At 73.2% G+C, this 15,124-nt stretch carries 10 protein-coding genes; 6 read left to right on the forward strand and 4 right to left on the reverse strand.

Features of this window, described 5'->3' with window-relative positions; all coding sequences use genetic code 11:
• Positions 1 to 78 precede the first annotated feature (78 nt).
• From BS73_RS27795 to BS73_RS27805, 3 genes are all read left to right on the forward strand, one after another.
• Complete coding sequence (locus BS73_RS27795; RefSeq protein ID WP_037577067.1) at positions 79 to 1,440, forward strand: glutamine synthetase family protein; 1,362 nt, start codon at positions 79 to 81, stop codon at positions 1,438 to 1,440.
• A 137-nt stretch (positions 1,441 to 1,577) separates the two neighbouring features.
• Positions 1,578 to 4,643: a bifunctional [glutamine synthetase] adenylyltransferase/[glutamine synthetase]-adenylyl-L-tyrosine phosphorylase gene (locus tag BS73_RS27800; protein WP_037577069.1), complete on the forward strand. Its 3,066-nt coding sequence runs from the start codon at positions 1,578 to 1,580 to the stop codon at positions 4,641 to 4,643.
• A gap of 88 nt (positions 4,644 to 4,731) precedes the next feature.
• A complete protein-coding gene (locus BS73_RS27805; protein ID WP_037577072.1) occupies positions 4,732 to 5,739 on the forward strand; it encodes a 1-aminocyclopropane-1-carboxylate deaminase in 1,008 nt (335 codons plus the stop codon).
• Positions 5,740 to 5,810: 71 nt separating this feature from the next.
• Here the strand turns inward: BS73_RS27805 and BS73_RS27810 are convergent, their stop codons facing one another.
• Positions 5,811 to 6,785, reverse strand: a complete 975-nt coding sequence (locus tag BS73_RS27810) for a phosphatase PAP2 family protein (RefSeq protein ID WP_051940914.1) — start codon at positions 6,783 to 6,785, stop codon at positions 5,811 to 5,813.
• A 436-nt stretch (positions 6,786 to 7,221) separates the two neighbouring features.
• Here BS73_RS27810 and BS73_RS27815 point away from each other — a divergent pair, with 436 nt between their 5' ends.
• Positions 7,222 to 8,526 (forward strand): ammonium transporter, encoded by a 1,305-nt coding sequence (locus BS73_RS27815; protein ID WP_037577073.1) that lies wholly within the window; start codon positions 7,222 to 7,224, stop codon positions 8,524 to 8,526.
• Between the two features lie 206 nt (positions 8,527 to 8,732).
• Here BS73_RS27815 and BS73_RS27820 read toward each other — a convergent pair whose 3' ends face one another.
• A complete protein-coding gene (locus tag BS73_RS27820) occupies positions 8,733 to 10,415 on the reverse strand; it encodes an MFS transporter (protein WP_037577075.1) in 1,683 nt (560 codons plus the stop codon).
• Between the two features lie 309 nt (positions 10,416 to 10,724).
• The gene (locus BS73_RS27825) at positions 10,725 to 11,336 is read right to left on the reverse strand and encodes an acetate uptake transporter (RefSeq protein WP_037577077.1); all 612 of its coding nucleotides are present in this window, start codon (positions 11,334 to 11,336) and stop codon (positions 10,725 to 10,727) included.
• A 175-nt stretch (positions 11,337 to 11,511) separates the two neighbouring features.
• Here BS73_RS27825 and BS73_RS27830 point away from each other — a divergent pair, with 175 nt between their 5' ends.
• Entirely contained in the window at positions 11,512 to 12,555 is a 1,044-nt protein-coding gene (locus BS73_RS27830; RefSeq protein ID WP_037577079.1) for an NADPH:quinone reductase, read from the forward strand.
• Positions 12,556 to 12,585: 30 nt separating this feature from the next.
• Positions 12,586 to 13,473: a Gfo/Idh/MocA family protein gene (locus BS73_RS27835; protein WP_037581409.1), complete on the forward strand. Its 888-nt coding sequence runs from the start codon at positions 12,586 to 12,588 to the stop codon at positions 13,471 to 13,473.
• Positions 13,474 to 13,480: 7 nt separating this feature from the next.
• Here BS73_RS27835 and BS73_RS27840 read toward each other — a convergent pair whose 3' ends face one another.
• Complete coding sequence (locus BS73_RS27840) at positions 13,481 to 15,061, reverse strand: MDR family MFS transporter (RefSeq protein ID WP_051940917.1); 1,581 nt, start codon at positions 15,059 to 15,061, stop codon at positions 13,481 to 13,483.
• Positions 15,062 to 15,124 lie beyond the last annotated feature (63 nt).

Consider the following 15,124-nt stretch of genomic DNA (forward strand, 5'->3'; position numbering starts at 1 on the left):
TGGGCACTCGGACGTGTGGCGACCCGTATGCGGTACACGCGTAACACAGGCGCAAAGAGCAGAGGTGACACTGTCGGCATGGGCAAGCAGCAGGAGTTCGTTCTCCGGACTCTCGAAGAGCGGGACATCCGGTTCGTCCGGCTGTGGTTCACCGACGTCCTCGGGTTCCTGAAGTCGGTGGCGGTCGCCCCGGCCGAGCTGGACCAGGCCTTCGAGGAGGGCATGGGCTTCGACGGCTCGGCGATCGAGGGCTTCGCACGCGTCTACGAGTCCGACATGATCGCCAAGCCGGACCCGTCCACCTTCCAGATACTGCCGTGGCGGTCCGAGTCCCCGGGCACCGCGCGGATGTTCTGCGACATCCTGATGCCGGACGGCTCGCCGTCCTTCGCCGATCCGCGCTACGTCCTGAAGCGCACCCTGGAGAAGGCGTCGAACCTGGGCTTCACCTTCTACACCCACCCGGAGATCGAGTTCTTCCTGCTGAAGGACCAGCCGGTGGACGGCTCGGTGCCGACGCCCGCGGACCGCTCCGGCTACTTCGACCACACCCCGCGCGGCATCGGCCACGACTTCCGCCGGCAGGCCATCACCATGCTGGAGTCGATGGGCATCTCGGTGGAGTTCTCCCACCACGAGGGCGCCCCTGGCCAGCAGGAGATCGACCTGCGCTACGCGGACGCGCTGACCACGGCGGACAACATCATGACCTTCCGCCTGGTGATGAAGGAGGTCGCCCTGGAGCAGGGCGCCCACGCCTCCTTCATGCCGAAGCCGTTCTCCGAGTACCCGGGCTCCGGGATGCACACCCACCTCTCGCTCTTCGAGGGCGACCGGAACGCCTTCCACGAGGCGGGCTCCGAGTACCAGCTCTCCAAGGTGGGGCGGTCGTTCATCGCCGGCCTGCTGCGGCACGCGGGCGAGATCTCGGCGATCACCAACCAGTGGGTGAACTCCTACAAGCGGATCTGGGGCGGCTCGCAGCGCGAGGCCGGCGCGGGCGGCGAGGCGCCGTCGTACATCTGCTGGGGCCACAACAACCGGTCCGCGCTGATCCGGGTGCCGATGTACAAGCCGGGGAAGCAGGGCTCGACCCGGGTCGAGATCCGCTCCCTGGACACCGGCTGCAACCCGTACCTGGCATACGCGGTCATCCTGGCGGCCGGCCTGAAGGGCATCCAGGAGGGCTACGAGCTGCCGCCCGGGTCGGGCGACGACGTCTGGGCGCTCTCCGACGCCGAGCGCCGCGCGCTGGGCATCGAGCCGCTGCCGCAGAACCTGGGCGAGGCGATCTCGCTGATGGAGCGCAGCGAACTCGTCGCGGAGACCCTGGGCGAGCACGTCTACGACTTCTTCCTGCGGAACAAGAAGTCGGAGTGGGAGGAGTACCGCTCCGAGGTCACCCCGTTCGAGCTGCGGCGGCTGCTGCCGGTGCTCTGAGGCGGTTCCGGCGCCCCGGAAGCCGAGTCCGCGCGGCTCGGCTTCCGGGGCGTCAGCGCGTCCCCACAGGGAAAGACAACTTCCGAGCACTTAGGCTCATGGATGATCAACAGTGATCCGCTCGGAGGTGTCGGCAGATGGAGACGCGTCGCGTCAACCCGGCGGGGAAGCTTGCGCGACGCGGATTCTCGGACCCGGAGAGCGCCGTCCGGCTGCTGGACGGCGCCGCGCTGGCGGAGGTCCGGGGCGACTCCCTGCTGCTGGACGCGCTCGGCGCCACCGCCGATCCGGATCTCGCCCTGCGCGCCCTCTCCGACCTGGCCGAGGCCATCGAGGAGGAGTCCGAACGGCGGGCGCTGCTGGACACCCTGACGACCAGTAAGCCGCTGCGCGACCGCCTGCTCGGCATCCTCGGTGCCAGCGCCGCGCTCGGCGAGCACCTGGCCCGGCACCCCCACGACTGGCACACCCTGGTCACCTTCGAGGTCCGGGACATCCACCCCGGCCCGGAGGAGTTCCTCCGGGCGCTCTACGACCGGGTCTGGGGCTCGGGCGCGGTGAGCGGGGAGGACCCCAGGGACGCCCTGCGGGCCGGTTACCGGCAGTGCCTGCTGGCGATCGCCGCCCGGGACCTGACCGGCACCGCGGACCTCACCCAGACCACCGCCGAGCTGGCCGACCTCGCCGGGGCGACCCTGCAGGCCGCCCTGGACATCGCCGAGCAGGAGGAGCCAGCGGCGGCCAGGGCCTGCCGGCTCGCGGTGATCGCGATGGGGAAGGCCGGCGGACGGGAGCTCAACTACGTCTCCGACGTGGACGTCGTCTTCGTCGCCGAGCCGCGCACCCCGCCCGGGGCGCCCGGCGGGGCCGCCGGCGAGCCCGACGAGGCCGCGGCCGTGCAGGCCGCCACCCGGCTGGCCGCCGCCATGATGCGGATCTGCTCGGACACCACCGGCGCCGGCACCATCTGGCAGGTCGACGCCAACCTCCGCCCGGAGGGCCGCAACGGGCCCCTCGTCCGGACCCTCTCCTCGCACCTCGCCTACTACCAGCGCTGGGCCAAGACCTGGGAGTTCCAGGCGCTCCTCAAGGCCCGCCCGATGGCCGGCGACGCCGATCTCGGGCAGGCCTACCTGGACGCGGTCACCCCGATGGTCTGGCAGGCCGCGGACCGGGAGAACTTCGTCGCGGACGTGCGGCGGATGCGGCGCCGGGTGGAGGAGGCCATCCCGCGGGCCGAACTGGAGCGCGAGCTGAAGCTCGGCCCGGGCGGACTGCGGGACGTCGAGTTCTCCGTGCAGCTCCTCCAGCTGGTGCACGGGCGCACGGACCCCTCGCTGCGCAGCGCCAACACCCTGACCGCGCTCGCCGACCTGTCGGCCGGCGGTTACGTCGGGCGGGCGGACGCCGCCGCGCTGGACGCGGCCTACCGGTTCCTGCGCGCCATGGAGCACCGGATCCAGCTGTTCCGGCTCCGCAGGACCCACCTCGTACCGACCGACGAGGACGATCTGCGGCGGCTGGCCCGGTCGCTGGGCTTCGTCCGGGAGCCGATCGCCGAGCTGCGCAAGGAGTGGAAGCGGCACGCCGTCGAGGTCCGCCGGCTGCACGAGAAGCTGTTCTACCGGCCGCTGCTGGACGCCGTGGCCCGGCTCAACGCCGAGGCCGGCCTCGGCGAGGGCGAGGTGATCGGCGAGGCCGGGCTCGCGCTCAGCGCGCAGGCCGCCCGCACTCGTCTGGAGGCCCTCGGCTACGCCGACCCGGCGGCCGCCCTGCGGCACATCTCCGCCCTCGCCACCGGTGTGACCAGGAAGGCCGCGATCCAGCGCACCCTGCTGCCGGTGATGCTCGACTGGTTCGGCGACTCGGCCGACCCGGACGCCGGGCTGCTCGCCTTCCGCAAGGTCTCCGACTCGCTCGGCTCCACGCCCTGGTATCTGCGGCTGCTGCGGGACGAGGGGGCGGCGGCGGAGAACCTGGCCCGGATCCTCGCCTCCGGCCGGCTCGCCCCCGACCTGCTGCTGCGCGCCCCGGAGGCGGTCGCGCTGCTCGGCGACCCGGACGGCCTGGTGCCGCGCACCCAGGAGGCGCTGGACCGGGAGATGGCGGCGGCGGTCGGCCGGGCCGAGTCGGCGGAGCAGGGGGTGGCCGCGGTCCGCGGCATCCGCCGCCGCGAGCTGTTCCGGATCTCGGCCGCCGACGTCCTCGGCCGGCTGGGCGAGGAGCCGCCGGACGCGGCCGAGGCCGTGGGCGAGGCGCTGACCACCCTCAACACGGCGGCGATCGGGGCCGCGGTGGCGGCCGCGGTCCGCGGCTGGGAGGCCGAGACCGGCGAGCCCCTGCCGACCCGCCCGGCGGTGATCGCGATGGGCCGGTACGGCGGACGCGAGCTGGGCTACGGCAGCGACGCGGACGTCCTCCTGGTCCACGACCCGCTGCCGGGCGCGGACGAGGAGAAGGCCTCCAACGCCGCCCGGCGGATCTTCGAGGACGCCCGACGGCTGCTCCAACTCCCCTCCACCGAACCGCCGTTGGTGATCGACGCGGATCTGCGGCCGGAGGGGAGGCAGGGGCCGCTGGTGCGGACCCTCGCCTCCTACCAGGCGTACTACCGGCGCTGGTCCCGGCCGTGGGAGAGCCAGGCGCTGCTGCGGGCGGCGCCCGCGGTCGGCGATCCGGAGCTGCTGGCCCGGTTCAAAGAGCTGATCGACCCGCTGCGCTACCCGGCGGCCGGGCTGGGGGAGGGGGACCTGCGGGAGATCCGCCGGATCAAGGCCCGGGTGGAGAACGAGCGGCTGCCGCGCGGGGCCGACCGCAGCACCCACACCAAGCTGGGGCCCGGCGGGCTGGCCGACATCGAGTGGACCGTGCAGCTGCTGCAGCTCCAGCACGGGCGGGACGTGCCGGGCCTGCGCACCACCAGGACCCGGGAGGCGCTGGCGGCGGCGGTCGGGGCCGGGCTGATCTCCGGGGACGACGCCGCGGTGCTGGAGGAGGCCTGGGTGCGGGCCACCCTGGTGCGCAACGCGGTGATGCTGGTGCGCGGCCGGGCGGCGGACTCCTTCCCCTCCGACGCCCGCGAGCTGGCCGGCGTCTCGCACTACCTCGGGTACGGCGACGGCCACGCCGGCGAGGCGATGGAGGACTACCGCCGGGCGGCGAGGCGCGCGCGGGCGGTCGTGGAGCGGGTCTTCTACGAGTGACGCCGGGCCCGGCGAGCGCTGCCGGTCCGAGCGGCCTGGCCGGTCCGAGCGGCCCGGCCGGTCCGACCCCCGATCAGAAGGAGTGCTGATGTCCCTGGCGGACTTCGACCGCTATCCGCTGCTCTTCGGCCCCAGCCCGGTGCATCCGCTGGAGCGGCTCAGCGAGCATCTCGGCGGGGCCCGGATCTGGGCCAAGCGGGAGGACTGCAACAGCGGGCTCGCCTTCGGCGGCAACAAGACCCGCAAGCTGGAGTACCTCCTCCCGGACGCCCTCGCCCAGGGCGCGGACACCCTGGTCAGCATCGGCGGGGTGCAGTCCAACCACACCCGCCAGGTCGCGGCGGTCGCGGCGAGGGCCGGGCTGAAGGCGGTGCTCGTCCAGGAGAGCTGGGTGGACTGGCCGGACTCCGTCAACGACAAGGTCGGCAACATCCTCCTCTCCAGGATCATGGGAGCCGACGTCCGCCTGGTCCGGGCCGGCTTCGGGATCGGGTACAAGGACAGCTGGCAGCAGGCGCTGGCGGAGGTCCGGGAGAGCGGCGGCACCCCCTACCCGATCCCGGCCGGGGCCTCGGACCATCCGCTCGGCGGGCTGGGCTTCGCCAACTGGGCCGAGGAGGTGCGGCAGCAGGAGCGGGAGCTCGGCGTCTTCTTCGACACCGTCGTGGTCTGCAGCGTCACCGGCAGCACCCAGGCCGGGATGATCGCCGGCTTCGCGGGCCAGGACCGGCCGCGCCGGGTGATCGGGATCGACGCCTCCGCGCGGATCGCGGAGACCCGCGCCCAGGTGGAGAAGATCGCCCGGGACACCGCCGACCGGATCGGCCTGGGCCGCGCGCTGCGGGACGAGGAGATCACCGTGCTGGAGGGGTGGGCCGGCGAGGCCTACGGCGTCCCTGTGCGGTCCACGCTGGACGCCATCCGGCTGACCGGCGGCCTGGAGGGCATGATCATCGACCCGGTGTACGAGGGGAAGTCCATGGCCGGGCTGATCGACCTGGTCCGGAACGGGGAGATCGGCAGGGACTCCCACGTCCTCTACGCCCACCTCGGCGGCCAGCCCGCGCTCAACGCCTACAGCGGCGCCTTCGGCTGACCCGCCGTCAGCCCCCGCGGCCCGGCGGCCTTTGGCCCGGCGGCCCCGTGGCCCCTGCGCCCCTCGCGGCCTCAGCGGGCCTGGGCCGCCACCCGGGCCGGCGGCGCGGGAGTGGCCACCACGTGCGTGCGGATCCTCGGGAATGCATACGCCCAGCGGCCGTAGACCAGCCGGGAGGCCAGGAAGCCGGTGCCGGTGCAGGCGGCGCCGGCCAGCGCGTCCATGTAGAAGTGGTTGGCCGTGCCGACGATCACCACCAGGGTCGCCAGCGGGTAGGCCAGCCCCAGCACCTTCGCCCAGCGCCGCCGGGCCAGCACCGCGATCGTCACGCCGCAGAACAGCGACCAGCCGATGTGCATCGAGGGCATCGCGGCGAACTGGTTGGAGACGCTGGCCATGTTGCCCGAGGCCATCGAGCCCCAGGTGTGGTGGACCTCCACCGTGTCGATGAAGTGCCCGCCGGTCAGCAGCCGCGGCGGCGCCAGCGGATAGAAGTAGTAGCCGACCAGCGCGATCCCGGTGGTGACGAAGAGCGCCAGCCGGGCCGCCTGGTACCGCCCCGGATGCCGCCGGAACAGCCACACCAGCACGCCGATCGTCATGATGAAGTGGAGGGTGGCGTAGTAGTAGTTCATCCCGACGATCAGCCATTCCACCGAGTTGAACCAGTGGTTGACGGTCTGTTCGGTGGCGGCGCCGAGGCTCTGCTCGAAGTGCCAGATGTCGGCGGCGTTGTGCTCGGCGCGGACCTGCTGGGTCGGCACGGCGTTGCGGATCATGGAGTAGATCCAGTAGCTGACGCCGATCAGCAGCAGCTCGATCCAGAGCCTCGGATGTCCGGGGGAGCGCAGGTGGCGGCGCACCCGGGCGAGGGCGAGGGCGCCGGTGGAACGGCCGCCTGAGCCCGCGCTGGTCGCCGCGGCGGCTGCCGCCGCGGATGCCGTGGTGCCGCGCCGCTCGGTTCCGTCGGGGGAGACGGAACCGGGCTCGCGTTCGACAGCGGCGCTGTCGCGGCCGTCAACGTGATCAAGAGTCGGTTCCCCCATGGGGCAGTAGTCTGCCACGAGAGGTCGCTCGAACTGATCACCCTGAGGTCGGGAATTGTTCGGGGGAAATCCCTCTGGAGTCTGACCCCGCTCCACCCGGAGGTCCCCCCGGGGAGCCATCTCCGGCGGAGCCGGAGGGAGGCTCGGCGCGCCCGCCGCCGGCACCACGGCGGCGGGCGGGCGCGCCTCGCCAACTGCACGTCGGGACACCCACCCTCATAGGCGCCCGCGTCCTCCGATCCTTGCCCCGAGCCCGCCCGTACGTCAAGCGCCGCCGCGCCGGCGGGGGCCGGGATGTGAGCGGAACGCAACGCGGGCGCACCGTGGGCGACATCCCCCCGTAACGCGAAACATCCCGGAAACCTCGGCGTGCACATCCGGAAACCGGCGCCGGACAGCATCGGCGGCCGGGGAACGTACCGAAGGGAGTTGCGCAGTGAACGCCGGTGACACCGCCTGGCTGCTGGCCGCGACGGCTCTGGTTCTGCTGATGACGCCGGGGCTCGCCCTCTTCTACGGCGGCATGGTGCGCACCAAGAGCGTGCTCAACATGCTCATGATGAGCTTCGCCTCCATCGGGGTCGGCACCGTGGTGTGGCTGGCGGCCGGCTGGACCCTCGCCTTCGGCCGGGACCTCGGCGGTGTCGGCCTCCTCGGCGGTTTCGGCCAGCTGGGGCTGCATGGCATCGGCCCGCTGTCGGTCACCGGCCATGTGCCGACGCTGCTGTACGTCACCTTCCAGGGCACCTTCGCCATTCTGACGGCGGCACTGATCAGCGGGTCGATCGCGGACCGGGCCCGGTTCGGGCCGTGGATGGTCTTCGTCGCCGCTTGGATGCTGGCGGTCTACGCCCCCGAGGCGCACTGGGTCTGGGGCCCCGGCGGCTGGATCGGGCAGCACCTCGGGGCGCTGGACTTCGCCGGCGGGACGGTCGTCGAGGTCTCCTCGGGCGCCTCCGGGCTGGCGCTGGCGCTGGTGCTCGGGCCGCGCCTCGGCTTCCGCAAGGACCCGATGCGCCCGCACAGCCTGCCGCTGGTACTGCTCGGCGCCGGACTGCTCTGGTTCGGCTGGTTCGGCTTCAACGCCGGCTCGGCGCTGGGGGCGAACGGCCTCGCCGCAGCGGCTCTGCTGAACACCCAGATCGCCGCCTGCACCGGGCTGCTGGGCTGGCTGGCGGTGGAGAAGCGCCGGGACGGCCACGCCACCACGCTGGGGGCGGCCTCCGGCGCGGTGGCGGGGATGGTCGCCATCACCCCGTCCTGCGGCTCGGTCGGGCCGATCGGGGCCGTGGTGGTCGGCCTGGTCGCCGGGGTGGTCTGCTCGTACGCGGTGTCCTGGAAGTTCCGCCTGGGCTACGACGACTCGCTGGACGTGGTCGGCGTCCACCTGGTGGCCGGGATCATCGGCACGCTGCTGATCGGCCTCTTCGCGACGAGCGCGATGACCGCGCTGAGCGGGGGCGGCCAGCGCGGCCTCCTCTACGGCGGCGGTGTCGGCCAGCTGGGGCGGCAGGCGGTCGCGGTGATCGCGGTGGGCGCCTACTCGTTCGTTGTGTCCTGGCTGATCGGGAAGGCGATCGACCGCTTCGGCTCCGGCTTCCGCGCCCATCGCGACCACGAGCTGAGCGGCCTGGACCTGTCCATCCACGCGGAGTCCGCGTACGACCACGGCGGTTACGGCGCGACGCCGGCCACGGCGAGCGGCGCGATGGCGGCGCGCGACCTGACCAAACGAATCTGACGCCGGCCGCCCGGCCCCGCCGAGCCCGAAGGGCGAATCGGGGGCGCGGGGAACCGCGCGGCCAACGCCGCAGCCTGCCGCACCCGGCAACGGCCGCTGGGCTGCAACCCGAGCTCCGCTGCCGAATGCGGCGGATCACCGGTTGGCCGCGCAGTTCCCCGCCCCCCCTACTTGCGCCTGCGGCGCTGCGCTCGGGGCGGCCCCCGCTACGCCGTGCCGCGCAGCGCGGCCAGCTCAGCCTGGACCGCGGCCTCGTGCTCCTCCTCGTCCTGCCGGGCCTTCCGCGGCGACCAGCGACCGGTGAGGACGAACGCGCAGGGCAGGAAGAGGATCTGGCCGCCGACGCAGACCCACCACCACGTCTGCCACTGGCCGGCCGCGTCCGCGGAGGCCTTCTGCACCGACGGGCCGTACTTCTGCAGGACCGCCAGCTCCGGCTGGGCCTTCTGCACGGTGGCCAGCCCGGCGACCCCGACCTGCTGGACCGCCTGCGCCATCAGCGCCGGCGGGATCGCGTTCGGCGGGTACTTGGCCAGCTGGGCGAAGAGCGCCGGGTGGGCGTCCACCACGGCCAGCGCCGGCTTCGCCTTCACCGAGGCCGCGGCCACCTGCGCGCCGTGCTCGACCAGCGGCGTCGCCGAGGTGACGACCAGCGGGAGGAAGAGGCTGGAGATCGCCACCACGGCCCGGATCGTCCAGCCCCACACGGCGAGGCCGGTCGCGGTGGCGGCCGGGTTGCGCTTCTCGACCGTCTCGGTGAAGGCCGCCATCCAGGGCGCGTACGCGGTGCCGCCCAGCACGCCGATGGCCACGAAGAGCGCGGCGAAGGTGTAGTAGCCGGTGTCGTGCTGCTTGGTGAGGACCGCGAAGGTGATGGTCGCGGCGATCGAGCCGACGGTGCCGATGATCATCAGCGGTTTGCGCACCCGCAGCTTGTCGGAGATCACCCCGATGCCGATCAGGGTCAGCGCGTTGAAGGCCCAGTACCAGTTGCCCAGGGCGTTGGCGCGCTGCTCGGAGTAGCCGAAGACGGTGGAGAAGAAGACCACCAGGTTGCCCACGGCCGCGTAGTAGAGCAGCAGGAAGATGCTGATACCGAGGGCCGGGAGGCCGATCCGCGGGCTCATCATCTGCCGCCAGTGGCCCTTGAGCGCGGTCTCCGGATCGAGGCCTGCGGCGCGCGCCTCGACCAGGGTCCGGTCCCGGATGGTGACCATGATCTGGTCGCGGATCCGGGGCGCAAGCTCGCGCAGCCAGAGCAGTGCCACCACGAAGAGGAGGACCCCGGCCCAGCCGGAGTACTGCAGCTCCTGCTGCCAGGTGGAGCTGTCCAGGGTGGAACTGGTGACCACGGTGACGACCAGGCTGCCGAGCACCGGCCCCATGGTCCAGGAGCCCATTGCGGTGGCCCGGCCGACCTGTGGCGAGAAGTCCCGGATCAGGGCCGGGGTGGCGACCAGGATCACCCCCTCGACAAAGCTGACCACCGAGAAGAGCACCAGGTAGGTGGCGCTGTCGGGCGCGTTGGGGAGCCCGACCAGGAGCAGCAGGGCGGTCAGCAGCAGTCCGAAGACCACCATGTTGGCGCGGCCCCAGCGGTCGGCGAGTCCGGCGGCCAGCGAGGCGAAGGCGCCGACCGCGTTGCCGATCACCGAGATGGTGACGAAGTAGCGGTAGGTCATCCCGAAGTGGGTGATGATCGAGGTCGCCACCGCGTACTGGACGTAGAGCTGGTAGTAGAGGACGACGGTGGTGAGCACCACGATGGCGAGATACGCGTAGCGGGGCGCGGTCGCCGGATAGTGCTCCAGCGAGCGTTGCCACAGGCGGGTGAACGGGGTCGTGCTGCGGCCGCCAGTGCTGGCGGACTCGGCGGTGGGCGCGGCCACGGGCTCCTCCTGGAGAGGGCGTGCGGGGCATGACTCGACGTCAAGTGCCGTGAGGTGACCTGAGGGTAGAACCGACTGGTCGGTACGGCCTAGGGGTGTGCAGCAGGTTTCCCGGACGCTTTGCGCGAAGGGGCCCGCCGCCTGCGACGGTGCCGCGTGCGACGCCGGCCGCGTGCGACGGGACGGCGTGCGACGGGACCGCGTGCGCGGCAGTCTCCCCCGCCCCGGCACGCGACGAGGCCCCCGGCCCCTTGCGGGGACCGGGGGCCTCGGTGGCGCGTGCCGCCCGTCCGGTGGGGAGGTGAGGCGTTACCTCGCCGGCCAGGTGGGGAGCAGCGGCTTCTTGTGGGTGAACGCCACCACGCCCGCGAACGAGGCGTACCAGGCGAGCGCGGCCGTGACCAGGCCGAGCCAGCCGCCGACGTGGGTGACGCCGTCGCTGTTGGCGAAGGCCCCGGCGCTCAGCACGGCGAAGGTCGCGGTCAGGAAGACGAACACGGCGAGCACCGCGCCGCTGACCCGTACCGCCGCCACCGTCATGTAGGCCGTGAAGATGGCCCAGCCGAGGAGGTAGAGGCCGAGCGCCTTGTTGAAGTCGTGGGAGGTGCCGATGGCCGGAATGACGTCCTTCGCGAGGAAGTAGAAGGAGATCCAGAACATTCCGAAGGAGCTGAAGGCCGTGGCGCCGAAGGTGTTGCCCTTCCGGAACTCCCACATTCCGGCCAGGAGCTGGGCGCCACCGCCGTAGGCGAGTGCCAGCGGCAGCACGACGGCCTGCAGCTTGGCATCGAGGATGTTGGCGTTGAAGACGCTCAGGACCATGGTCGTCATGGCGAACGCCCCCAGTCCGAGGGGGGCTGGATCCGCGATGGACGGGCTGGTGTCGGCGGGGAGTGGCTTGCCTGTCTGTTCTGTGGCCATGGTGGTCGTCCCTCCGTTGGCATCGGACAAGAAGCTGACACGTCAAGTATGTTGATGCAGCAATGAATCGGAAATGTCCCGCGCGGCGACGTTTCGGTCACGTTGGAGTGGCGGCCGGGTGTGCGGCGCGCCCCTATCGGGGAATGCCGGGGGCCGCAGCCCGCTTTCCAGAGGCATGAAGGCCATCGTCTACAGCAGCAACGGCGACTCCGACGTCCTCCGTCTGGAGGAGCGCCCCGTCCCCGAGCCCGGCCCCGGCGAGGTGCGGGTCGAGGTGCACGTCTCCGGGGTCAACCCCACCGACTGGAAGATCCGGGCCGGCATCTCCGGCCGGCTCGACGCCGGCCGGAGCCAGGTGCCCAACCAGGACGGAGCCGGCCGGATCGACGCGGTCGGCGAGGGCGTCGACCCCGCCCGGGTCGGCCAGCGGGTCTGGCTGTACCTCTCCGCGGCCGGGCGTCCGGACGGCGGGACCGCGCAGGAGTACCTCACCATCCCGGCCGACCGGGCGGTACCGCTGCCGGCCGAGGCCGGCTACGACCTGGGCGCGGCGCTGGGCGTCCCCGCCCTCACCGCCCACCGGGCGCTCACCCTCGCCGCCGACGGCCCCGACCGGCTCGCCCCCGGGGCGCTCGACGGGCGGACCGTCCTGGTCGCCGGGGGAGCGGGGGCGGTCGGCAACGCGGCGATCCAGCTGGCCCGCTGGGCCGGGGCGACCGTGATCACCACCGTCAGCTCGGCCGGGAAGGCCGCGCTGGCCCGGGCCGCGGGCGCCCACCACGTCGTCGACTACCGGGCCGAGGACGCCGCCAAGGCCGTCGGCGAGCTGGCGCCGCCGGACGGCGTCGACCTGGTGGTGGAGGTCGCCCCGGCCGTCAACGCCGACCTCGACCTCGCGGTGACCAGGAACAACGGGACGATCGCCTTCTACGCCAACAACGGCGGCGACGAGCTGCGGCTGCCGCTGCGGGCGGCCTTCGGGCGCAACCTGGACTGGCACGGCATCTCCCTCTACAGCATCCCGGACCAGGCGATGCGGAACGCGGTGGCCGCCGTCTCCCGGGCGGTCGCGGCCGGCGCGCTGCGGGTCGGCGAGGAGGCCGGGCTGCCGTTCGTCCGGTACTCGCTGGAGCAGACCGCCGAGGCGCACGGCGCGGTCGAGGGCGGCGCGGTGGGTAAGGTCCTGATCGACATCCGGCGGGAAGACCGGACCGGCTGATCGAGAGCGGGAGTTGAGGCGGCGATGGCGATGAGGATCGGGCTGGCCGGAACGGGTCCCTGGGCGCGGAGGACCTACGCGCCCGCCCTCGCCGCCCACCCCGGGGTGGAGTTCGCCGGGGTGTGGGGCCGTCGGCCGGAGGCCGCGGCGGAACTCGCCGCGGAGTTCGGGGTGCCGGCGGTCGAGGAGTACGACGAGCTGGTCGAGCGGTGCGAGGCGATCGCCTTCGCGCTGCCGCCGGAGGTCCAGGCGCGGTACGCGGTACGGGCCGCCGAGGCCGGCCGGCACCTGGTGCTGGACAAGCCGCTGGCCATCGAGGTCGACTCGGCGCGGGCCGTGGTGGAGGCGGTGGAGCGGTCCGGCGTCCGCTCGTCGGTCCTCTTCACCTTCCGCTACCGCGAGCCGACGATGAGCTGGATCGCCGAGCAGGCCGGCCGGAAGGACTGGTACACCGCGCGGATGGACTGGCTGGCCTCGATCTTCCCGCTGGACGGCGGCGAGCCGGCGGTGGACTCGCCCTGGCGCCTGGAGAAGGGCGGGCTGTGGGACGTCGGCCCGCACGCGCTGTCCGTGCTGGAGCCGGTGCTGGGCACCGCCCGGGTGCTGGCCGCCGTGCGGGGGGCCGGCGACCTGGTGCATCTGACGCTGGGTCATGAGAGCGGCGCCACCAGCTCGGTGTCGCTCGCCCTGACCGCGCCGGCCGGGGCGGCGGGGGTGGACATCGCGTTCCGCGGCGGCTCGGGGGTCGCCACCCTGCCGGAGGTCCCGGCCGAGGGGGCGGAGTCGCCGGCGGACGCGCTGGCGCGGGCGCTCGGCGAGGTGGTCTCGGGGACGCCGTCCGCCTGCGACGCCCGCTACGCCCTGCATGTCACGGAGGTGCTGGCGGCCGCCGAGGGGCTGCTCGCCGGCGGCGCCTGACCCCGGCTCAGTCGCGGACCACCGGGAACCGCTTCGGCGTGACGAAGAACAGGATCAGCAGCGAGCAGACGGCGCAGGCCGCGGCGCCCAGGTAGACGTGGTCGACCGAGGCGGTGACCGCGTGCCGCAGGTAGTCCCTGGCGGCGGGCGTGCCGCGGTGGCCGTCCAGGGCCCGGGAGACGCCGTCCAGGGTGGACGGCAGGCCGCCGCGGACGCGGGCCGGGGCGTCCCGCAGCCGGCCGGCGATGGTGGTGTTGGCGACGACCGCGAAGAGGACCGCGCCGATGCTCTGGCCGACCTGGCGGCAGAAGAGGACGCTCGCGGTCGCCGTCCCGCGCTCGCCCCACGGCACCGAGGACTGCACCCCGACGATCAGCGGTATCTGGGAGAGGCCGAGTCCGGCGCCGATCGCGAACATCAGCAGGGCGGGCTGCCAGGCCGGGCCGCGGTAGGGGAGGAGGACGAAGGAGGCCAGCAGCAGGGTCGCGAAGCTCATCCCGATCAGCGACGTGTTCCGGAAGCCCACCCGCAGGTAGATCCGGTTGGCGAGGGCGGAGGCGATCGGCCAGCTGACGGTCATCACGGACAGTACGAACCCGGCCGCGATCGGGGCCAGGCCCAGCACCGACTGGGCGTAGGTGGGCAGGAAGACGGTCGGGGCGATCATCAGCAGGCCGAAGAAGCAGAGGAAGAGGTTCGCCCCCAGGATCGGCCGCCGCCGCCAGACCCACCCCGGGATGATCGGCTCCGCCGCCCGGCGCTCCACCAGCACGGTCGCCGCGCCCAGCAGCACCGCCCCGGCGAAGACCAGCAGGCTCGGCGGGGACCCCCAGGCCCACGCGGTGCCGCCCTGCACCAGGCCGAAGAGCAGCAGGCCGGTGGAGGAGAGGAGGCCGAGGGCGCCCAGCCAGTCGATCCGCAGCGGGCGCCTCGCCGCCGAGGGCTCCCGCCGGGGCTCCACCAGGTGCCGCCAGAGCAGCCACAGCGCGCCGGCCCCGATCGGCAGGTTGATCAGGAAGATCCAGCGCCAGTCGGCGTACCCGGCGAAGACCCCGCCGAGGGCCGGTCCGGACACCGCCGAGACCGCCCACACGGTGGATATCGCGGCCTGGATCCGTCCCCGCTGCTCCATCGGGTAGAGGTCGCCTGCGAGGGTCTGCACCGTCCCCTGGATCGCCCCGCCGCCGAACCCCTGCACCAGGCGGAAGGCGATCAGCACCGGCATCGACCAGGCTCCGGCGCAGAGCAGTGAGCCGGCGATGAAGAGGGCGGTCCCGGCGAGCAGCACCGGCCGGCGGCCGACGGAGTCGGCGAGCTTCCCGTAGACCGGCAGGCTGACCGTGACGGCCAGCAGATAGCCGGAGAACATCCAGGAGTAGTAGGCGAATCCGCCGAGGTCCCCGACGATCTGCGGGACGGCGGTGGCGACGATGGAGGAGTCCATCGCGGTGAGGGCCATCGCCAGCATCAGCGCGGCGACCACGAGTCCGCGCCGCCCGCCGGCCGCCCGCGGTGCGGCGGAGGCCCGGGTCCCCTCCCGCCTCTGGGCGCGCTTGCCGGGTGGGCCGTCGGCGGCGGGGGCGGGCATGGGTGGGGACCTCCTCGGGCCGGGGAACCGGGGCCCGGCCATCCTGGCACGCCACGGGCCCCG

Source organism: Phaeacidiphilus oryzae TH49, from assembly GCF_000744815.1.
Taxonomy (GTDB): Bacteria; Actinomycetota; Actinomycetes; order Streptomycetales; family Streptomycetaceae; genus Phaeacidiphilus; species Phaeacidiphilus oryzae.